A 19,493-nucleotide genomic window follows, 5' to 3' on the forward strand; every position below is an offset into this window, starting at 1 on the left:
ACTCCTTTTTCTATGAAACGCAGTGAATCTCCTTAATCGCGATTGCTATCAGAAGATGTAAGCAGTCGGATATTCTCCCCAATCTGATCAAACATTCTAACGATGATCAATAAGCAAAGTCCCGGGAAGAACGCCAACCACCACATCCCTGAAGACAAGTATTTCATGGACTCGGACAGAATGATGCCGATCGCGGGCTCATGCGGAGACAAACCTAAACCGATAAACGTCACAGCCGCCTCATGCAAAATAACATGGGGAAACAACAGCATGAAGCCGACCAAAAATTGCGGGATGACATGGGGGACTATATGATGCAAGGCAATCCACCAGCGGCTTTTCCCCATCCGCCGAGACACCTGGACATAATCCGCAGACCGAATCTGCATAACCTCTGCCCGAATGACCCTCGCCAGACTCGGCCAGTGGGTCAATGTTAATCCGATAACGATCCCTTTGAACCCCCCGCCTAATGTAAAAGCGATTAGAATCAGGGTGACAAGGTGAGGAACACTTAGAAACAGATCAATGCACCAAGAAATAAGCCGGTCAGCCCTCTTGCCCATGGTTGCCGCTGCCATCCCCAGGAACATTGCAATTGAGGCACTTCCAAGCGCCCCGATTAATCCAACACCTATACTTAGAGTAAGCCCCATGATTGTGCGTGTAAACATATCTCGTCCTAGCCAATCCGTACCGAAGAGATGCTCCAGTGAAGGTGGAGAATTCCGATCCGTCAGGTTCGTTACTATCCTTCCTTCGTCGAGGAATAAACCTCCTATGATGACAAGCGCAAGTAACAAAGCGGCCAGGATAATCTTCGCAAGCGCCCATTGCTTATGATTCAGAGGGAATTTCTTCGGCATGGTATTCATACCTTCCTCCCCTCCCTTGTTCGTGGATCAAGTACACGATAGCTTATATCAGCAAGTAAGTTTCCTACAAAAACAAATATCGTTGTAAAAATGACAATTCCTAATAACAGCGGAACATCTCCCCGTAGTCCTGCTTCTACCGTTGCCTGTCCTAACCCAGGATACGAGAAAACTTGCTCAGCCAATACCGCTCCTCCAAACAACTCACTAAACCCGGCAAACTGCAGCGTAATAGCAGGCAAGGCTACATTTCGTAAGCCATGTCTCCAGAACAACACCATACCTTGTTTCCCTCTTGCCCTGGCGAATAGAACATAATCACTGGCCAGAACGTCAATCAGCTTTTCCCTTGTATGAAGAGCCACATTGGCAATACCGACAATACTAAGGGTCAGCGCCGGCAGAATAAGATGCTGAATTCGATCCAGCAATGTTACATCTTCGGCAAGAACACCGGCAGGTACCCCCATGCCAACAGGGAACCATCCCAGCCATACAGCAAAAACGATAAGAACCAGAAGTCCCATCCAGAAGGTAGGCGTCGAGGCCAGGGTGAAGCAGTACCATTTGATTAAACGATCGATCCAGCTCCCCTTTTTCATAGCTGCTATAATACCCATTACAAAACCAATCACGCCTGAGAGAACCCAAGCAGATAACATCAGCGCAAGAGAATTCGTGAATCGTTCACCGATAACCTCCATGACCGGACGGCGATAGATCATGGAGGTTCCCATATCACCGGATAGAACGGCAGAACCCCAGTGATAAAACTGCATCATGACAGGCTGGTCCAATCCCCAGTATTCAGTGATTTTGGCACGCTGTTCAGGGCTAACCTTCAACATGTCCGCGCCGATGTAAGCTTGAATAGGATCAATCGGAGAGTTTTTCACTAACAAAAAGGATATGAAACAGATGGCTACCAATAAAGTAACCATCCGAAATCCTTTTCGTAAAATATATATTCCAAGCTTGCGATCTATTAATTTACGCACCTTTATTTCGTCCATTTCCATTCTACGATATTATCGGTTGCAGGCCAGCCGTGTCCATGAACATGAATCCTTTGATCTCCGATATCCAATCCATCCTTCACAAGGTACAGGTGATTAATATTGACTAACCACGCCCAAGCGGCATCACCTTTACCACTGAGGCCCGTAGTCCCATCCCATTGAGCTTTTTTCCAGAACTCAATCGCTTCTTCCTCAGTTTTCGCATGAAGGGCCTTCTCGAAATATTCATCAACTTTCTTATTCGAATAATAGCCGGTGTTATAATAGTCGATCCCTGCGGTTTCACTGCTGTAAATATTGTACATTTCCTGCGGATCATGGCTTCCCCAGCCCATCATTACAGGGCTTGAATACATATTCTTGCCGATGACATCCCAGCTTCCGCCCTCTAACTTGATATGGATTCCTAGCGGCTTCAGCATATCCGCAACCGATATCGCCAGAGATTGCCTGATGGTATCACTTGCTAAGTAGTACAAAGTGAATTCGGCTTTCAAGGAATCCTTCTCCCTGATTCCATCCCCGTCAGTGTCCTTCCATCCGGCTTCTTCCAGCAGCTTCTTGGCACCTTCCATGTCTCCATCTTGGATGACAGTTTCCGGGTTCCACCAAGGAAGACCGTCTACAGAAGTATAAGCTGGCGTTCCCTGTCCTTCCAAGACTCCATCAACCAGGGCTTTACGATCTACAGCCATATCAATAGCTTGACGAATGGCTGGGTCTGCAGTGACCTCATTACCAATAGGTAAACCGTCTTCCGTAACACTGCCAGATTTCACATAAGGAAACGCGATTCCACGGTTATCAACGGTTTGTACGGATTCCAGCCTCATGCCGGTTACTTTCTGGTTACTAAATGCAGCTGGTATATAAGCAAGATCCACGGTTCCTGCTTGAGCAGCAGCAAACGCAGCGTCCTCACTTAGGAATAGGAACGTGATCTTTTTGAAATACGACGGTGTATCGTAATATTCCGGATTCGCTTGAACAATTAGCTGCTGTCCCTTATCCCATTGCACAAGCTGATATGGTCCAGATCCAATGGGATTCTCGGCGTAGTCCTTACCATATGCGTGTTTAGGAACAATTCCGGTTGCTATGAGTGTATTAACAAAAGTAGATTGAGGCGCTTTCAACGTAAATTTGACGGTGTAATCATCCACAGCCTCTACTTTACTCATACTATTAAGATCTACAACCGAGCCATTGTTAGTTGCTGTTTCAAATGTAAAGACGATGTCAGCAGCCGTTAAGGGCTGACCATCCGAAAATTTAACATCATCGCGGATTTTGACTGTCCAAACCATTCCATCCTGGTTTACTTCATAGCTTGTTGCAAGATCATTGACTATGTTCAGCTCGTCATCTCTTTTTAGGAGCGTGCTTTGGAACAGCGGCGAGCCGTAGCGCCCCCAGCCTGTTGTCGGATCAAAGCCTGCTTCGGGTTCAGACCCAAAAGCCAATACCAGCTCGTCCTTTTTCTCTTCCTGACTCGCGTTATTTTCTGCATTGTTTCCACCCGGTTTGGAAGAACCACAACCTGCTAGGATAACCATGGACATCAACATCACCAAGGCCATCATTCCAACTAATTTTTTTCTCATCTGTCTCACCTCATCTTGAAATTCAACCACTCAAAAACCCCTACTTAACCGCAAAGTAAGGGAATAAATGGAAGGCATATACGCCAACCGGTTATTCAAACGTAATTCATACCAAGCTACATATAACAGACGTGTCCTTAATATCATTCAGAAGGAGTTGTTATAGGAGATGCTGCAAGTTGTTCCCACCTGGAAGGCAAACAAAGTTCACAGAGTGAAACGGCGGAAAGAAATGGGGAAGCATAGAGACTACTATGCTTAGGGCGGTGTCCTACACCTATCTTAATAGCTAATGTGCGAATAGGCAACTTATATTCACAAGGGGTAGGTCGGACTTCTCATATGTGCTGGCCTGCAACTATTGATAGCTGCGGTTATTGGGCCATTTTACCATATCCGAGTATAAATTATATGAAATATGTCACAAGTGGAGGTGTTTATGAAGTTTCTTCAATTTCGAAGAAATCTTCTTTATTATTTCTAATATACTCATTCACATCTTCTATAAAGTCTCGTGCTAATACCTGATATTCCTTGTAAATAAACTCCGTTATTTCTAATAATTCGGTATCTCTGTCCAGATCTGACGGTGAAGCTTCTCTCCAACTACCGTCAGCTAATTTGTTCTTCTGGCTAATGACATGTTCCCACTGTTCTAATATACTTAGTAATTCATTTCCCTTGAAAAAACGCACACCTTTTTTTACACCATTCCAAGCTTTCAGGTCACCCATGAAGTACGTGGTGAACCAGTAAAATTCGGATATCGAATTGCTATGATTATGAAATGCGTAAAATAAATACAAAGCCTGTTGTCCTTCGTTTAGTAAGTTGTACATTTCCGATTTCGCACTAAGATCCCTTCCTCGGATCGACAGTAACATCGGTTGAATACACAACCAGCTTAGGTTATTTTTTTTAAGGTCTTCTTCCTTTATTTTAATTAGCATTTAACTCTCCTTTCATTTCTCTAATTTTTTCCAAAATGTAATTCTTGAATATCCCTCTGTGAAATAATCCTGCTCGTTCTTTACATTCTCAAAACCTAACCGTTCATAAAATGCTACGGTTCCTTCATTACGTTCGTGCCCTAATGTGGTCAGGAAGACTTGCTGTTCCCCTTTGAGCTTCAAATCTTGGCAAATCCATTCTATTAATCGCTGTCCAATCCCTTGTCTTTGCTTGTTCAGACTAACAACTACACCAACAATCTCAAATATACTGTCTTCATCATTCCATATGTATCCTGCATGTCCAACGATCTTATCCCCCAAGCGAGCAACATAATAATGTGATTGGGATGTTGGAGTTTCTATAAATTGCCTCCATCTGTCCGGATAGCGCTCTATCACCATATCAGGAAATTGGAAGCTGTTCTCTTTCATCAAATGGATAACTGCGTCCGCATTTTCGTGCGAAAAAACTTGAATCTCCAACTTACTCACCACCTTGATTCATGTCTCATGAAATCACGAGCAATTATGCGTTCGTTTCTCGCGGGGTTGCGGAGGAAAATATTTGAATGGGGCCATCCCAATCTTCTTCTCGGATTACTTGATAACGATTATTTGTATATCTTTCAACGATCTTTCTCCAAAATTCCTGAGCTGGTTTGTTTGATTCTAATACAGCCACTTTCCATATGCCCTGGAATCTATTAAATAATTCTACTGCTATATATTGTCCAATTCCGTTTTTGCGATATCTCTTCATAACAAAAAACTCAGCTATCGAATAGATGGTCTCGTCATTATCCGTGGTCCCGAGCTCTCTAACTAAGGCAAAACCAGCTAAATTAGTGTTTACCCGAATAAAAAAAGGGTATCTCCCGTCTTCAGTCCAATAATGATCCAAAAACATATATTCATATAATCCATTCTCATTCACATCATCAGGTTCAAACTCACTAAAATCGTATTGGTATAGTTCCATGAGATTTCGTAAAGTTGATTTTTGTTGGTATGGAGCGGTTTCAATCGTAATCAACTTGATGTCATCCTTTCTTTACTCTGATTGCCCTAAAATTCACGTCCCACAATTGGATCACATCCTTTAAAAGCTGCACACCCCTAATAGATGTCCATTCAGATCAACAAAGTCCATACCTTTTAAAGGCCCGTATTCATTGATCTCACTTACTTCTACGCCATTTTCTTTCAATTGGCTATGCGTATAATAAATATCGCTTGTATAGAAATTAATAACAGGATGCTTGCGATGATCAAATGAAAATGTTAAAGGAACAATTTCATCAGCTTGAACCAGCGTGATCATCGCTTGGCCTAAAACAATATTCCCTTGTCCTTCTTTGGGTTGATTCATCGTTACGTTTAATGCAGCATAACCTCCATCATGCCACATGAACTTGCAGCCGAGTTTATTTACATACCAATCTATGGATTCTGATATATTCTTCACCGGAATAAAGTTACAGTCAATGCGACTTAAGATATCAGGCATAACTAGTCTCCTTCTATATAATAGATATGACACAAGTTAAAACGCATCCGTTTATCGCTTGATATACCTCATGATGTCTTTGGGTTGCTCAAATCTATAGTTGGCCTTGATCCCCTCATGATCCTTACATCCCCAGAGAGCTAACCCAAAGTCTATTCCCGCTTCCCTCGCACATTCATAATCATACCGCGTGTCTCCAATATAAATAGCTGTGTTTGGATCAGCATTCGAGATCTCGATAAATTTCTGCAACGGCTCAGGATGAGGTTTATGCCTTACCGTGTCATCCGCACATACCATATGCGATAAATATTTGGATAATCCAAAAGGGATAAAATCGTGGAGTAATTCTTCTCTAGTTTTTGAGGTTACAATTCCTAGATTAATATTATTGGAGTTCAACTCCTGTACTAATTCATGAATTCCACGAAATACGTGAATAGATCCAAAGTAATCCTTCATGAAAACATTCCAGCGATCATTGGCATGTTCAATATCCGAAATTCCCAATTGGTGCAATGCATCAGCTCCTGGGATCCCTAGGACGAATCGCAGATCCTCCATAGCATACTCTTGGTTATAATCAGCTTTTAGCATGGTTTGGAGCGAGCTTAGAACGGCTATTTCAGTATCAATTAAAGTTCCATCCACATCAAAAATTATAGTAGAATACATTTCGTTATCCTCCCTCGGTAAAAAGGTAGCAATAACCAGCCATAGGACTGGTTAGGCTATCGATTTAGTCTCATGTTGATATAGTAGGGCTTGAACCCCATACTCTCCCAGAATTTTCTCCCCACTGGATTGCTCTCCAATACATCTATAAGTATGGTTGCATTCAGAGGGAATACGTTGAAGATTAATAATTGTATTCCTGTTCTGCCCCATCCTCTTCCACGGTAGCTCTTTCTGATTAGGTATTGCCTAATGTAGACTTCTTTTTGGTTTGGATCAAACCCATGCTCTCTTTCACGAAATAATGCATACCCGGCAATCTCATCATTGATGATCAAGAAGACGGCTCTCCAATCATTGTCTAAAAAACCAGACATTCTATTGTATAACTGAGAGTATGTCATAGGATTCTCACTATTCTCTTCTCTGATCAATTCTTGATTCATTTCGGTGAGCATATGTACATCGTCCAAATTCGCTTCTTTAAGTAATAATTGACCCATGCTTAATCTCCTATATCTACAAAACGACCCAGCCCTTGATGGCTCTCACCTTAGGCTGGGTCGTTTCTGTCTGGCTTTCTCCCATAATTATACACTTAATTACTGAAGGACGATAGCTCTAATCCATTACATTCTTAATATCATATTATCGTTTCTCTTTAGCCGGTTCTGCTTCTGATGGGAAATACTGATCATCTAATATAATAATTCTACCAGTAACTATACCGTGTTCGTCCCTATGGAATATCAGCGCCTCATAGGTTTTGCCGTCCCCACTGAAGGAGATGCCTCGATCCGTAAATCCAATTTGCCCATCTTCAAACATGCCTTCAAAGGACATCGTTGCTCTCCGTTCACCATAAGTATAAATCAAATTTTTTCCCGAATCATCATAGGTCACTTCTTTTACGGATTCGGCAATGGTCTCACCGATTGTCTCGCCGTCCCGTATTTTGGCGCGTATATTATCCATCCAGTTTACCCATTCATCTTCCCCTGCTTCTGCAGAATCTTCTTCTGCTGACGTTGGTGCTGCCAATGATTTTAAATATGCTTCTGCCTTTTCATGATCTGCTTTTGTTACGTCGAATGGGAGATCGAATAACAGCGAGGCGCCGGGATAGTCTTCTCTAGCTTGGATCTCCCCCGTATTTTCGTCATAAACAAATGCATCATTGCTATAAAATGAAGAGCCGCTGCTGATCGCTAAATATACGCCTTGGTCGGCAAATATTTCAACATCATCGCATGCAATGAGTCTGTACATGATACCATCTATCACAGTCTCACTGTAACCTCCGTTCATTGAAAGGATGTTAACCTGCCATGGCTTCTGTCCTTTGATCAAGGGCGATATAAAAAACGAGTCTTTTCCATACTCAGGGTCTGTTGTTGGCGGCATGGGCTTGCCATCCTGTCTGGTAATGGATACGACTGCATAGGTTCTGTCGGGATATATCTCCTCAGAAGAGAATTTAAACTCACTAAGGCCTGCTCCGGAAACGAGGCCATGCAATGTAAAATGATAGTCACCCGAAGTTTTCGATTGATTAATCTGAACCGCATTCTTGCTCTCGAACGCCTCCGCTAACAGCTGATCACTTAAATGCTCAGCGACCTGCTTGGCACTGAAATGCTGAACCGCCGCATAGGCGGATACAGACAGCACTAATAGAAATACAATAGCTAAAAGTCCGACGGACAACCTTTTTCGATACCTAGTCTTCAATTGACGACGCTCCTTTATTTGATCTATTAACATTTGATTCAACTCGTCTTCGGGTTCTGCTTCCGAAGCCAAAGATTTCCTGAGTAAATGTTCAAAGTCCATGTCCTTCATGGGGAATCAACCTCCAATATGCTTCTCATTGTTTGGCGAGCCTTGTAAAGCCTGCTCTTTACCGTTCCCTGTGGAATTCTCAGCGCCGAAGCAATCTCCTCCACGGTCATATCCGCTGTATAAAACATATAAAGAGGAAGCTTCAGCTTATCGTCCAGATGATGTGCAGCATCCTGAATCATGGTCCGAAGTTCGAGCGACAGCACTGCTTCTTCTGGCGTCGCTTCCTTCGAGATCGATGCCGGCTTGTTTGCCGCCGCTTCATCAAGCACAACCGTCGGCGCAATTCTTTGTCTCCAAGCATGCTTGCGACGATGATTTTTGTGCAGACGAACGGCGATCGCTATGAGAAAAGCTTTGGGATTTCTTTCCCCGTCCATCTTATGTCGAAGTTCCACGGCCTTGAGAAATGTTTCTTGATATAAATCGTCCGTTTCCTCTTTGGTCCCTGTTAACTTGTAGCAAAAACCATAGATCGACTTGCCATGCAGCTGCACAAGCTCAATTAACTCATCAATATCCAAGTAACTTCTCCTTCCTGAATGGCCATTCAACTATATATTGTCATGGCTAGCGAATTGGTTCATCTCTTGAGGGAAAGTCATGTACTTTTCTTCCCTGAGAATGAAGAAGACTCGCTATCAGTAGATAACGAGCCTTTGTGTTCTATGTATTCCTGATTGGCTAACCTCTTTGAAAACCGCCTTCTGAATGAATAATTTGACCAGTTATCCACTCAGCATCTTCACTTGCAAGAAAAGATATTAATCGCGCGGCATCCTGAGGCATGCCAATTCTCCCCGTTGGGAATTTAGTCAGAAGATAATCCTTCAGATGATGATCCATCCATCCTGTATCCGTTGGTCCCGGATTCACGGCATTGACTGTAATTCCTTTCGAGGCTACTTCAGCTGCCAAAGTTACAGTGAATGTATCGATAGCACCTTTCGTCGTGGCATAGGCTATATTGCCAGCCATCGCTCCCAGTGACTGACCAGAAGTCAGATTAATAATTCTTCCACCGCTTGGGTGGCTGAATCTTCTTGCAAACTCTGCACTTACTAACATAGTTCCACGAATATTGACTTGATAGTGTTTATCAAGTACATCAGCTGTCAAAGTATCGTATCCTACATCAACCGAATAGGTCGCATTGTTGATTAATATGGATGGCTTTCCTAATGTATCTTCCACTGCATCCAATAACTTAGCAGATGCTGAAGGATCTGTCATATCCAGCTCCAGCTTCTCACAACGCACACCTTGTTCTGAAATATGGTTGTATAACAATTGTGGTTCATTGGAAACCATTCCCCAAGGCATCTCATGATCGTAAGCAGTCCAATATGTAAAAAAGACGTCAATTCCTTTACTTGCTAAAGTAGTACAGATGGCTGCACCGATGCCATTAAGGCGGGAAGCACCTGTTACGATGGCTATTCTTCTATCTGAAGATACTTGTTTCTCGTGCATGGATTACACCTCATTTTTGTTTGTTGTTCTATCGTTCTTTAAATGGTTCGACCCAAGCTTTCTTATTTTTCTCAGCATGAGAGCAAATCCTTCTGCCTTAAACAATAAAACAAGACCTAACAGAAATCGAATCACTTGTTCAACTAAGGAATAAATAAAGCCTAGCTTATCGGAAACAATTCCTTGGTCCATCAGGTTAATATAATTCAGAATCATTCTGGCAATACTAGTAAGGGATAATACCAAGAGGATGAGTCCTATGACTGATAGTACAAACCCCTCTATCTCTTTGGATTGCAGAGATATTCCTTCAGAATCACTGGAGCTTCTGGGTATGATAAATCCTGAGAGCTTATCCGCAAGAAACCATAAAACAACGCTGCTTATCAGCAAAATAAACGTAGGAATCCCAATAACAAAGAATACTTCTGTGTACGTTGTCTCCTGCTCAATCACTTGCATATATGTCGGTAAAACAAATTCAAGAATGTTCACAATATGATTAAGCCCCAAAATAAATAGGTAGATCGACAGAATTCTTACAGCCATAAAGGCTAAATCTCTTATTTTCATAGCCTTTTCCCTCACTTTCCATGCATTCTCCCAAGTTCCATATAACGCTGCTTCAACAGCATACTCCAGTTTCATAAATGCATTGTTATATGATGCAATGGCCTCCACGCTTCCTAACATTATAGTTTATCACCTACATTATTCCAACCTTACGAGCTAGTGTTATACTTTAACAATGAGAGCGGACGAATATAATCCTCCTTAACAAATAAATTAGTCCAGCACCTTCTACCGACCGGAACACACAAAAAAGACTGCCCCTAAGAGCAGTCTTTTAGTAGTTATATATTTATTTGCTGACAGAAAGAATAAACTTCTCCAGGGATGCTGTGTCCGTAATACTGTGATTGCATCCTTGGCTGTCCAGACATACGTAATGGCTAATGGCAGAGAGATTGTCGATCGAAGCACCGGCCGGCTTGGTTTTGACGGAGAATAACGCAAGTTCTTGATGCCGATTGCAAAATAGACAGTATCCCTTCTTGTGGATCGGCATTAATCTTCCCTCGATTCCGATGAAGCGTCCTTCATAGGGATATACGATAAATAGCCTGTTACTTGCGATGTCGATCCAGCCTAAATACGTTATATATCGAAAATCAATCGATGAAAGATCCGGTATTTTCAATTTCTTATTTTTAGGGAACAGCTTCTGAATCTGTTTCGGCGTAATCGTCGGGAAAGGCTCCATGTACGGTTCCATGGTGTTAAGATACCTCTGGAAATCATCGGCCTTCTCGATGGATGCTATCTCTCCCAGCATCAGTTTCTGATCTTCGGTCAGAGATGAGAATGTCTCCATAATATTCACACCTGCACGGTATCTAACGGTCTCCAGGACTTTCCTGTCCGCGACGGTTCGCAGTGTTTTCAGAAGAAATTCGGATTGTTTTTTAATTACGTTATACTGGTGGTTTCTAATAAATGTTGTAATCATAGCTTTCAGCCCCTTATATAAATTAAAATTTATAACATAAGGTGCAAAGCCTGTTATTAGAAACGATAATGTTAAGTTTGGGCGATCGAATTCATTCTATCGCACCCCACGCAAAGTATCGCCCCAGATCAGGCTTTGCATGAGGAAATCCTAGCTAATGAGCAATTCAGCGTTGCCATCGATATAACCCCCAATCATCATATCCTAAGCAAAATTATATCAGCTAGTTCATGAGGGGGCAATTTACTTCCGGCTGTAAATATCTTGGCTCCTTCACTTTTTCAGCACAATAATTTTGTAATTGCCATTCAAAACCGAGCTTTCCTGATGTTTAATTTTCAAGGAAGTTCCCATCATGATCTCTTCAAAACTTCGATTGATATCGGTTCCTATAGCGGAGGTGATCTTATTAATAGCTCTACGCATCATGCCTGGTTTTTTATTATCATCCCAAAATTTGTCAAATACCAGGATGCTGCCCGTAGGCGAGAGCACTCTAACGGCTTCCTGTAACGCTTTTTGGGGATTTTCCACAACGCTCAGAATCAGATTTAAAATAACAAAATCAAACTTCTCATTCTCAAACGCTAATGATTCTGCATTCATATGCATGAGTACAGCATGGTCAGATTTTTTACGCGCTTTCTCCAGCATTTCATCCGAAAGATCAATACCGACTATCTCAATATGTTTAGGCAGCAGTGGGAGATCTTCTCCAGTGCCTACCCCTACCAATAGAACTTGCTGATTGGGTTTTATATCTACCAGAGAAAAAGCCTTCGTTCTGGCATTTCTAAACATACGATTTCCCATAAGTAGATCATACACGGGAGATAAGACTTTATACTTCCTAACATTCGTATTGTTTTTCATCGCGGGATTTTCTCCTATATGCGTTTTAGCAGCCAAGAATGCTTCTTAACCTTCGTAGTTTTTATGGGTTGTTGTCAGTGATCTTATCAGAGTGAATCCACTAACGATTCCCAGTAACATGCTCCCCTGACGTGTAGTAGCAAATATGTAGAGTTTTACATTTTCGATACGAAAATACATGACTAAGATTGGATATATAAACAGTAAAAAACAAGGTAGAAACACTAGCAACAGTAAAGGCCATTTGACTTTAAAGGCTTTTGGGAATCCTTCCAATAAAGAGAGATGTAATCCATAGATAAAGGGAACCAAGGCCGATACCCATAATACGGCATCTAAATCAAATCTCCTCTGTGCTTCCTTCGTGTAATACTCCATAATCACATTTCCATAACGTAATAAGAGCCAACCTATGATCATCCAAACCAAGTAATATATAAACTTTGAATATTTCAACTTCATGGTACCCCTCCATTCATTTTACGATCAGTCTCGTGCGACAGAATGTTGTTATCTGCTGTCTATGTCGACAGGTTGATTCTTTAGTTCGTCTTGTTCGCAATCCATTGCTCCACATTTTTTGTATTCGTCTTCTGTTCGACTGTACCATGTGTGGATTCTAGATTTATAATATCCGCATATGATACTCCATCCACATTTCCCCACGTTTTCCATGGGATTAAGTCATATAGATTATGCTTGTAATATTTGATGGGATTTAATGAGCCAGGGGCGTAATTGTAGGTTCCCATATTAACTGGATCCGTGACGATTGCTGCGGTCTCTGTATTGTAAACAGCCTCAAATCTACCATTTGCTGAGATAAACTTGACATTGTAGGCCGAATTTATTCCATCATAATTATAACGATGAAATTTCGCACTGAATAACTTCCACTTATGCTCAGAAGCTAAGGTGATCATATCGTCCAAGCTTTCAGGTGCACCACTATATGAGTTCAATGTATTTCTAAAATAATGCATTTCCTCCGTAATTCGATTCAGCTTTCTAATGTTATGATCAAAGGTCTCAAAATAAAGATCATTATTTTTATGATGGAATAAAGCGTCAGGATTACTCTCCAAATCCTTCATCATTTTGGTTATGACGGCTTTGGCTGCAATTTTACTCGAACCATCAAAAACATACCATTTTTCATTTTCCCATTTCACTCGTCTATATATGTTATCAAGTTGGTGGAAATATGGTTCAGATAAAAATACCGTATGACCTTCGTCTATATTTTCAAGCCATGCTTGATTCGATATCGTCTTGTAATGATGGCAGCCTACTAACAAGATAGTAATAACGAGGCCAATACAAGTGGCTGTAATTCTCTTCATCTTCACCAGATATCCCTCCTTGATCAAGATGCACTTTAATCTCTACCTACCAATTAAAACTTCTTTTCATCTAATGATCTCTTAAGTCTCACTGTTCCGTTTGGCACGTTTTTGAAAAAATAACTTCATCTATAAATCTATTATTCTTATAATAGTATCCTTTTAGGGTTCCTTCTTCACAAAATCCAGTGTTCTCAAGAAGCCGTCTGGAGGCCGCATTATCAGGAAAAATTACAGCACCGATTCGATTTAGTCCCATTTCTTCCGTTCCATAACTAATGATTTTATTGAGTGCTTCCGTCATCATGCCATGCCCCCAATATTCAGGAGATAGTTCATATCCAACTTCAGCCTTTCGGTGTTTCTTAGACTAATTATGGAAACCACATGTGCCAATTATTCGATCTTCCTCTTGAAAGGATATTGCCCATCTTATTCCCTGTTGGTTGTAATATCTTTCTTGCCAGCTAATTATAAGGTTTTCTGCTTGGACGGGGTCTGTAAAAGTATCAAGGTCATAATATTTAGTAACTTCATCCGTTGAGAAGTAATTATAAATATGCTCCGAGTCCTGTGTTCGTAATTGTCGCAGAACTACTCTTTCGGTTCTAAGTGTTGGAAATGCCTGCATTGTTCGGGCTACCTCTCTTTCGGGACCTTGCATATAAGGTCGGTTGTCACATTCATCATCTTCTGCTCTGCGAAGTGTACTCCTCTTTCCCCATCAATATCTTTTAATTTCTTTCTTAAACCATTGAATATAACCACAGTGTTCACATATGCAATGGAGACTGCATCTCGCAGCCCCCATTATGATTTTATGTCTGAAATTCACTTATTACACCCAGTCATTAAAATGCTGTTCAAGAAATTCAAGCTCTCTCATGTAATGAGATAAATGACCTTCTTCAACAAGCTTTATAAATGCAGCTTCTCCAGATGCAGCACGATCTGACAGTGTCGTACACATAAACTGAATACGCGAAATGACCCACTGCTTAAGGTCACTCGGCAAATCGATCCCGTAGGCGTTAAAAAATATCTCAATACGTTTTTTACGAGTGGTTGCATGACTCTCTTTGTTATAATCTACAATAACTCGATCCTCTTCACCTGGAGAAAAGGCTGTAAGCGGAACACATGTATACAATGTGTAAACAATATCCCATATGCGAGGTCCCGGCCCTGCCATGTCAAAATCAATGATGCCAACAGGGCGCTGGTTTTTAAACACAATGTTATACAATGCAGCGTCATTATGGCAAATCACTTCATGAAGAGACGACTCCGGATACTGATTAATTGATGCCACGGATGGCGTAAAGCCTATGGTCGCATCATGATAACTTCTTAAGAGTTTAGCAAGCTCAGCCAGCACCTCATCTGACCACATATACCTATCAACCTCTGGATAATCATTCCCTGACACGATGCCATCAAGATAAGAGAGGATTTCCCGCCCCTTCTCATCGATTCCAATGAATCTAGGTGAATGGGCGAAACCAACCTCTTCTAGATGTTTAAGTAACTCATGTACAAAAGGATTGGATTCAGCGTTACGCCGAACCGTCTCTCCCACTTTAACTACATCGTTAATATTTCCTCCAGACAGGATTTCCTCGTGTTCTGACATGTTTCCTCACCTCTCTCTCACATATGATTCTCAAACCAATCCCAGCCAGCGCCTACGTCTTCAGGGTTATGAGCATCTTAAGCAATCTCCGGCGGTTGCTCGTTGTTTTATGAAGTAAATGCTAAATCGAACCTACTAAAAAGTCACTGTTTCTTTCATCGTTGTCCAACGAATCAGTGGTTCTGCTTCATGGTTAGCCGTTACTGTTACAACTAGAATATCATCGCGATCTGGATTCTCTAAATATTGTTCAATCGAAAATGTAATGAGCTTTGACGTATGTAAATTCAACAGTTCATTCTTATGTATCCAGAATAATTCCCCTTCATCAGAAGAGATAAAGTCCATATGCTTCGTTTCTCCAAAATACACATACTGTTGTCTTATTTCAGTACTTCTCTGTATATATCTACAACAACTTTTAAATGGTTAAGATTCTCTTCCACATCCCCTGTTTCTAAGCCGTGATCTGCTCTTGCGATCTCAACAACCTTTCGACTGCTTTCAATTTGCGCTGCATCCTCTTTTGTAAATGCCGGATCGTTTGAGCCATAGATGACCGTTCCTTCTGATGAATTAATATATGGAATGGTTTTCACCAAAGGGGTGAGGAAAACATGTTTAATATGCGATTGGAATCTTCTATGTACTTCGCCCGCAACAATTGTTCCCAAGCTTTTACTAATAAAAATGACTTGTTCATAATTGTTTATTACCTTTTGTACTGATTCATAGCATTCATCTATGACATTAGATAATTGATTTATGTCTAAGTCCGTTCTTGCAGCTTGATAACCGTACTCCAATTTTAATACATCATAGTTATGTTGAATTGCCGTATTACCAGCATAATAGAGCAGCGGAAGGTCACAAGGATAATTTTTACCCGGAAAAAGTACGACTAACTTATGATTTTGTTCCCGAACAGTGATATGTTTTTGTTTTAATTCCGTCGCCCATACCGAAGGGACAGTAATAATATCCATTTTCTTTATCATTATCCTTTCATCCTCTCCTGTTTTCAGGTGAATGCATTTTTCCTCTTAGAAATAGCAAGACAGTCCCTGACCGTTCTATCCATTATTTCAACAACTTCTTCAAATTCCAGAATTTCCAGCTCTTGTTCTTTCGCTTCATCTTTCAATTCGAAATCAACTTCTAAATCCTTTATTAATTCCGGCAAGTATCTATAATCAATCTCTTCGACTTCTATTGGTGTGACTTCCATCGGTCGGTATTCAATGGAGTAATAATCAATTAGTTTTCCATTCAATCTCCAAAAGTCCCGATAATACTTTAAATGCGCTTCTTTTATCTCTGACTGAGTTAACCCCTTTATTTTCTTGTTATACATTTCTTCTACCCATATGACATCAGACATTAGATGATAGAAGTAACCCAGATAAAATGGTTTGTTCATAGAATGTTGATATTTATGATGGAATCCGAAATAGTCTGCAAAAATCTTTCCTTCATTAGTTGTTCTCACAAAATGAGATATGGTTTTAGGGGTTTTCATATGTTTATGTACATCAGGTGCAATGCCGCCTAACAAAAATTGATCATCATCAATCTCTAATTCTTTAGCCAGGAGGGCCGTAATACAATAATGCATGACTCTGGATCCCATGTTATTCTCCTTTTGCATGGATTACAGCCTCAGATTTGAATGTTACATATCAGTTTAACTCATTAATGTCTTTTGGAGGAGTTGTTCCTCTTCCTTAAAATAGCTTAATCTTTCATATGTTTTGATTGCTGCTTCATTCTTCTTACCTGTTAGCACTTTCATCGACTTCACACCTTGTCTTATAAGTTCTTCTTCAATAAATCTTACTAACATTGTTGCTATGCCTTTTCTTCGTGCCTCATACCTAATATATAATTCAGTAAGTTCAGCATACGGATTAGGATAACATATGGATCTATAAAGCTGAGCACAGGCAAATCCTACTGGGTAATCATTGATTAAAGCCAGAGCAACAAGCTCATTGGGATTAGAGAGATTTTCTATAACTTCTTCTTCGGTGATTCCTGCTCCATTAAATTCATCGTTAAGTGTAACCAGAGCTTGGGCATCATTGTCCGCTGCCCATCGATAATGTATATTTGATCCGAGCAAGATATTCCCTCCATTGATTAGACAACTAAAGTCATTCATCATCTAAAGTGATTTCATTAATAACATCAAGGTCTATGGTTTCAGTGTGAATTTCTCCATCGTTATCATTCCATGTAATGGTCAATGTTGAGCTCTCAAAGGTCGTCCTGTCCTTATTTAATTCTCCATATGAGTATGAACTTGTAATGGCACCTGTACTATTTAAGTTACTTAATAATGACACCGATCCGTTGTATGAGCTGGCTACAGTTGAATATACTACTTCTTCCTTATTATTAATTCTTTCTTTAAATTGAAACGAATAATATGTGCTTTTATCTATTTGGGTTGAATCTCCCTTGAATACTAATTTTGCATCCCCTCTCAGAATTTTGTGTGGGGAAATTAATATTTTATATCCTACAACATCCCATTGTTCTCCCGTACCATCCAGTGTGAATAAGTGAACATCTGTGTTCACGTTTAGCTTATTAAAATACATGTAACTCCAAATTCCATTCGACAGTATGATTACTCCTAAGCAGATTACAATAATTTTTTTCATTTCTATTCCTTTCTTGGGTTACCCATTTGACAATCAGTTATAGCACATGATGTTCTGGATCAATTTGTTATCTCTATATCGATTTTCTTCCTGAACTTTTCATTATTATCCTCTCGATAAAATAAACCCACACTTGATACAGAGAAAACGTGCTTTGAGCGGAAGTAGGGGGATATATCTTTTCTCATTTCTTCAATCGCACTTTCTGACAGCCTTGATTTTCTTGCGATCGTAATATGAGGCTTATAATGCTCCAATTCAAAGCACTTCCTGATTTGTTCCTCATCCGCGTCAAAAACAGAAACTAGACGTTTATGTAACTCTATCAATTCATCTGATATGATTTCCAAGTATAATACATCTTTATTTCCAAAATAGTTCGGCAATCCAACTGTTACTTCAAATATCCCCGAATTAGATATTATATTCCGACATGCGGGTAACCACTTCATATCATCTGAAATACCACAAGACGCCTTCACCGTTATGTGAGGTTCAGAGCTACTGACATATTTATATTTTCCCCTTACCGTTATAATCTTTTCGCAAATATCGAAGGATGGAACAATAGCAAATGCATACTCCCCCATCTGTCATTCCTCCTAAAGTAATGTCCATTATTTGTCACCAGCAGGTTCTTATATATATTACCTGCCTCCATTGATCAAATGTACTATTCTTCTAACTTTGAAGCAATAATTACGGCTTGTTGTGGTGTTAACAATATTTCGGTTGCTGCTAGTTTAGGATGATTCAACCAGTAATCTCGTACAACATCTCGCTTTCCTCTCCACTCAGCTGGCCAATACTCTTCTGGTGTAAGATCATCCATGATTAAAACCCCGCCTACTTTCAATAACTTGAACAGCTCTTGAGCATATGTACTCTTTGCATCGGCAGCATCGGCAAAAACAAAATCAAAAGGACCCTTGTTGATAATCTCTTTCCAGTCTGCGACAATGAACTCTACATTATATTGAGTGAAAAGGGGTTTAATAGCTCCAACATAATCTTGCTGATTATCAATTGATATGAGATTAGAGCTGTTTGCTGACATCGAAGAGACAATCCAAGAGGTACTAACTCCCAAGCCCGTACCGATTTCTAAAATGTTACCTTTAACTTGACCAATTAACGTATAAAGGAATCTACCAAACTCATCCGTACATGACTGTGTGAATCCATATTCACTTGCGAGTGATTTTTGTTTTTTTAACCAGCTCAGGTATGTAAGAGTTACTTCGATAAACTGTACGCATCCTAGTCTCCCTTCGTCAACCTTTTTATAATGAAATAAATAATATTCAATGTTATTCCTATAAAGATTAATATTATTGGATGACAAAATTGACTAACAACTCCCGAGTCGGTATGTATTTCGAAAGCTAGTTTATTAAATTCAACACCTTTAATAATCGATCCCTTAAGCTGTATGAGTGTAAATGGATCGGCTACACTTAGTTAGACAATAAAGATAAGGGCTTGTAGAATAAGCAGATAAGATTAAAGGAGCGGATCTA

Annotated in this window: 25 protein-coding genes and 1 pseudogene; all 26 read right to left on the reverse strand. The window is 40.4% G+C overall.

Features of this window, described 5'->3' with window-relative positions; translation table 11 throughout:
- Nucleotides 1–32: 32 nt before the first annotated feature.
- A complete protein-coding gene (locus AM231_RS14560) occupies nucleotides 33–875 on the reverse strand; it encodes an ABC transporter permease (RefSeq protein ID WP_053492396.1) in 843 nt (280 codons plus the stop codon).
- A complete protein-coding gene (locus AM231_RS14565; RefSeq protein ID WP_082341642.1) occupies nucleotides 872–1,888 on the reverse strand; it encodes an ABC transporter permease in 1,017 nt (338 codons plus the stop codon). The genes AM231_RS14560 and AM231_RS14565 overlap by 4 nt, the downstream gene beginning before the upstream one ends.
- Nucleotides 1,876–3,498, reverse strand: a complete 1,623-nt coding sequence (locus tag AM231_RS14570) for an ABC transporter substrate-binding protein (protein ID WP_054403665.1) — start codon at nucleotides 3,496–3,498, stop codon at nucleotides 1,876–1,878. Before AM231_RS14570 ends, AM231_RS14565 begins: the two co-directional genes overlap by 13 nt.
- 437 nt (nucleotides 3,499–3,935) lie before the next feature.
- Nucleotides 3,936–4,448 (reverse strand): hypothetical protein, encoded by a 513-nt coding sequence (locus tag AM231_RS14575; RefSeq protein WP_054403181.1) that lies wholly within the window; start codon nucleotides 4,446–4,448, stop codon nucleotides 3,936–3,938.
- A 12-nt stretch (nucleotides 4,449–4,460) separates the two neighbouring features.
- A complete protein-coding gene (locus tag AM231_RS14580) occupies nucleotides 4,461–4,934 on the reverse strand; it encodes a GNAT family N-acetyltransferase (RefSeq protein WP_054403182.1) in 474 nt (157 codons plus the stop codon).
- 43 nt (nucleotides 4,935–4,977) lie between these two features.
- Entirely contained in the window at nucleotides 4,978–5,481 is a 504-nt protein-coding gene (locus AM231_RS14585; protein WP_423212924.1) for a GNAT family N-acetyltransferase, read from the reverse strand.
- Between the two features lie 69 nt (nucleotides 5,482–5,550).
- On the reverse strand, nucleotides 5,551–5,958 hold the full coding sequence (locus AM231_RS14590; RefSeq protein ID WP_054403184.1) for a VOC family protein: 408 nt from the start codon (nucleotides 5,956–5,958) through the stop codon (nucleotides 5,551–5,553).
- 51 nt (nucleotides 5,959–6,009) lie between these two features.
- Nucleotides 6,010–6,633, reverse strand: a complete 624-nt coding sequence (locus AM231_RS14595) for an HAD family hydrolase (protein WP_054403185.1) — start codon at nucleotides 6,631–6,633, stop codon at nucleotides 6,010–6,012.
- A gap of 56 nt (nucleotides 6,634–6,689) precedes the next feature.
- Nucleotides 6,690–7,136 carry a GNAT family N-acetyltransferase gene (locus tag AM231_RS14600; protein ID WP_054403186.1) on the reverse strand — a complete coding sequence of 149 codons (447 nt, stop codon included), beginning with the start codon at nucleotides 7,134–7,136 and terminating at the stop codon, nucleotides 6,690–6,692.
- Nucleotides 7,137–7,281: 145 nt separating this feature from the next.
- The gene (locus AM231_RS14605) at nucleotides 7,282–8,475 is read right to left on the reverse strand and encodes a hypothetical protein (protein ID WP_054403187.1); all 1,194 of its coding nucleotides are present in this window, start codon (nucleotides 8,473–8,475) and stop codon (nucleotides 7,282–7,284) included.
- Nucleotides 8,472–8,999, reverse strand: coding sequence for an RNA polymerase sigma factor (locus AM231_RS14610; protein WP_054403188.1), 528 nt, complete (start codon nucleotides 8,997–8,999; stop codon nucleotides 8,472–8,474). Before AM231_RS14610 ends, AM231_RS14605 begins: the two co-directional genes overlap by 4 nt.
- Before the next feature lie 160 nt (nucleotides 9,000–9,159).
- Nucleotides 9,160–9,948 (reverse strand): SDR family oxidoreductase, encoded by a 789-nt coding sequence (locus tag AM231_RS14615; RefSeq protein ID WP_054403189.1) that lies wholly within the window; start codon nucleotides 9,946–9,948, stop codon nucleotides 9,160–9,162.
- A 3-nt stretch (nucleotides 9,949–9,951) separates the two neighbouring features.
- Nucleotides 9,952–10,641, reverse strand: a complete 690-nt coding sequence (locus tag AM231_RS14620; protein ID WP_054403190.1) for a hypothetical protein — start codon at nucleotides 10,639–10,641, stop codon at nucleotides 9,952–9,954.
- A 169-nt stretch (nucleotides 10,642–10,810) separates the two neighbouring features.
- Nucleotides 10,811–11,458: a FusB/FusC family EF-G-binding protein gene (locus AM231_RS14625; protein ID WP_054403191.1), complete on the reverse strand. Its 648-nt coding sequence runs from the start codon at nucleotides 11,456–11,458 to the stop codon at nucleotides 10,811–10,813.
- 273 nt (nucleotides 11,459–11,731) lie between these two features.
- Entirely contained in the window at nucleotides 11,732–12,331 is a 600-nt protein-coding gene (locus AM231_RS14630; RefSeq protein WP_054403192.1) for a class I SAM-dependent methyltransferase, read from the reverse strand.
- Nucleotides 12,332–12,376: 45 nt separating this feature from the next.
- Nucleotides 12,377–12,793: a hypothetical protein gene (locus AM231_RS14635; protein WP_054403193.1), complete on the reverse strand. Its 417-nt coding sequence runs from the start codon at nucleotides 12,791–12,793 to the stop codon at nucleotides 12,377–12,379.
- A gap of 80 nt (nucleotides 12,794–12,873) precedes the next feature.
- Nucleotides 12,874–13,674, reverse strand: a complete 801-nt coding sequence (locus AM231_RS14640; RefSeq protein WP_242615209.1) for a hypothetical protein — start codon at nucleotides 13,672–13,674, stop codon at nucleotides 12,874–12,876.
- Nucleotides 13,675–13,762: 88 nt separating this feature from the next.
- Nucleotides 13,763–14,338, reverse strand: a pseudogene (locus AM231_RS14645) (GNAT family N-acetyltransferase).
- A 174-nt stretch (nucleotides 14,339–14,512) separates the two neighbouring features.
- Entirely contained in the window at nucleotides 14,513–15,307 is a 795-nt protein-coding gene (locus AM231_RS14650) for an aminoglycoside phosphotransferase family protein (protein ID WP_054403194.1), read from the reverse strand.
- A gap of 135 nt (nucleotides 15,308–15,442) precedes the next feature.
- Nucleotides 15,443–15,655 (reverse strand): NUDIX hydrolase, encoded by a 213-nt coding sequence (locus tag AM231_RS14655; RefSeq protein WP_054403195.1) that lies wholly within the window; start codon nucleotides 15,653–15,655, stop codon nucleotides 15,443–15,445.
- Nucleotides 15,656–15,690: 35 nt separating this feature from the next.
- Nucleotides 15,691–16,305 carry an alpha/beta hydrolase gene (locus AM231_RS14660; RefSeq protein ID WP_054403196.1) on the reverse strand — a complete coding sequence of 205 codons (615 nt, stop codon included), beginning with the start codon at nucleotides 16,303–16,305 and terminating at the stop codon, nucleotides 15,691–15,693.
- Nucleotides 16,306–16,328: 23 nt separating this feature from the next.
- Nucleotides 16,329–16,937: a hypothetical protein gene (locus AM231_RS14665; RefSeq protein ID WP_054403197.1), complete on the reverse strand. Its 609-nt coding sequence runs from the start codon at nucleotides 16,935–16,937 to the stop codon at nucleotides 16,329–16,331.
- Between the two features lie 54 nt (nucleotides 16,938–16,991).
- The gene (locus AM231_RS14670) at nucleotides 16,992–17,429 is read right to left on the reverse strand and encodes a GNAT family N-acetyltransferase (protein ID WP_242615156.1); all 438 of its coding nucleotides are present in this window, start codon (nucleotides 17,427–17,429) and stop codon (nucleotides 16,992–16,994) included.
- Between the two features lie 31 nt (nucleotides 17,430–17,460).
- Nucleotides 17,461–17,973, reverse strand: a complete 513-nt coding sequence (locus AM231_RS14675) for a hypothetical protein (protein WP_054403198.1) — start codon at nucleotides 17,971–17,973, stop codon at nucleotides 17,461–17,463.
- Between the two features lie 59 nt (nucleotides 17,974–18,032).
- Nucleotides 18,033–18,563 (reverse strand): 2'-5' RNA ligase family protein, encoded by a 531-nt coding sequence (locus AM231_RS14680; protein ID WP_054403199.1) that lies wholly within the window; start codon nucleotides 18,561–18,563, stop codon nucleotides 18,033–18,035.
- 83 nt (nucleotides 18,564–18,646) lie between these two features.
- Nucleotides 18,647–19,318 carry an O-methyltransferase gene (locus tag AM231_RS14685; RefSeq protein ID WP_054403200.1) on the reverse strand — a complete coding sequence of 224 codons (672 nt, stop codon included), beginning with the start codon at nucleotides 19,316–19,318 and terminating at the stop codon, nucleotides 18,647–18,649.
- Nucleotides 19,319–19,493 lie beyond the last annotated feature (175 nt).

Source organism: Paenibacillus solani, from assembly GCF_001277345.1.
Classification (GTDB): Bacteria; Bacillota; Bacilli; order Paenibacillales; family Paenibacillaceae; genus Paenibacillus_AQ; species Paenibacillus_AQ solani.

What these genes read in the sequence shown, in the direction of transcription:
- AM231_RS14640 (WP_242615209.1), bottom strand. Translation starts at nt 13,674, where the DNA reads ATGAAGAGAATTACAGCCACTTGTATTGGCCTCGTTATTACTATCTTG.
- AM231_RS14590 (WP_054403184.1), bottom strand. Translation starts at nt 5,958, where the DNA reads ATGCCTGATATCTTAAGTCGCATTGACTGTAACTTTATTCCGGTGAAG.
- AM231_RS14660 (WP_054403196.1), bottom strand. Translation starts at nt 16,305, where the DNA reads ATGATAAAGAAAATGGATATTATTACTGTCCCTTCGGTATGGGCGACG.
- AM231_RS14570 (WP_054403665.1), bottom strand. Translation starts at nt 3,498, where the DNA reads ATGAGAAAAAAATTAGTTGGAATGATGGCCTTGGTGATGTTGATGTCC.
- AM231_RS14675 (WP_054403198.1), bottom strand. Translation starts at nt 17,973, where the DNA reads ATGAAAAAAATTATTGTAATCTGCTTAGGAGTAATCATACTGTCGAAT.
- AM231_RS14625 (WP_054403191.1), bottom strand. Translation starts at nt 11,458, where the DNA reads ATGATTACAACATTTATTAGAAACCACCAGTATAACGTAATTAAAAAA.
- AM231_RS14655 (WP_054403195.1), bottom strand. Translation starts at nt 15,655, where the DNA reads ATGGACTTTATCTCTTCTGATGAAGGGGAATTATTCTGGATACATAAG.
- AM231_RS14600 (WP_054403186.1), bottom strand. Translation starts at nt 7,136, where the DNA reads ATGGGTCAATTATTACTTAAAGAAGCGAATTTGGACGATGTACATATG.
- AM231_RS14680 (WP_054403199.1), bottom strand. Translation starts at nt 18,563, where the DNA reads ATGGGGGAGTATGCATTTGCTATTGTTCCATCCTTCGATATTTGCGAA.
- AM231_RS14620 (WP_054403190.1), bottom strand. Translation starts at nt 10,641, where the DNA reads ATGTTAGGAAGCGTGGAGGCCATTGCATCATATAACAATGCATTTATG.
- AM231_RS14605 (WP_054403187.1), bottom strand. Translation starts at nt 8,475, where the DNA reads ATGAAGGACATGGACTTTGAACATTTACTCAGGAAATCTTTGGCTTCG.
- AM231_RS14575 (WP_054403181.1), bottom strand. Translation starts at nt 4,448, where the DNA reads ATGCTAATTAAAATAAAGGAAGAAGACCTTAAAAAAAATAACCTAAGC.
- AM231_RS14630 (WP_054403192.1), bottom strand. Translation starts at nt 12,331, where the DNA reads ATGAAAAACAATACGAATGTTAGGAAGTATAAAGTCTTATCTCCCGTG.
- AM231_RS14595 (WP_054403185.1), bottom strand. Translation starts at nt 6,633, where the DNA reads ATGTATTCTACTATAATTTTTGATGTGGATGGAACTTTAATTGATACT.
- AM231_RS14565 (WP_082341642.1), bottom strand. Translation starts at nt 1,888, where the DNA reads ATGGACGAAATAAAGGTGCGTAAATTAATAGATCGCAAGCTTGGAATA.
- AM231_RS14665 (WP_054403197.1), bottom strand. Translation starts at nt 16,937, where the DNA reads ATGGGATCCAGAGTCATGCATTATTGTATTACGGCCCTCCTGGCTAAA.
- AM231_RS14560 (WP_053492396.1), bottom strand. Translation starts at nt 875, where the DNA reads ATGAATACCATGCCGAAGAAATTCCCTCTGAATCATAAGCAATGGGCG.
- AM231_RS14615 (WP_054403189.1), bottom strand. Translation starts at nt 9,948, where the DNA reads ATGCACGAGAAACAAGTATCTTCAGATAGAAGAATAGCCATCGTAACA.
- AM231_RS14635 (WP_054403193.1), bottom strand. Translation starts at nt 12,793, where the DNA reads ATGAAGTTGAAATATTCAAAGTTTATATATTACTTGGTTTGGATGATC.
- AM231_RS14650 (WP_054403194.1), bottom strand. Translation starts at nt 15,307, where the DNA reads ATGTCAGAACACGAGGAAATCCTGTCTGGAGGAAATATTAACGATGTA.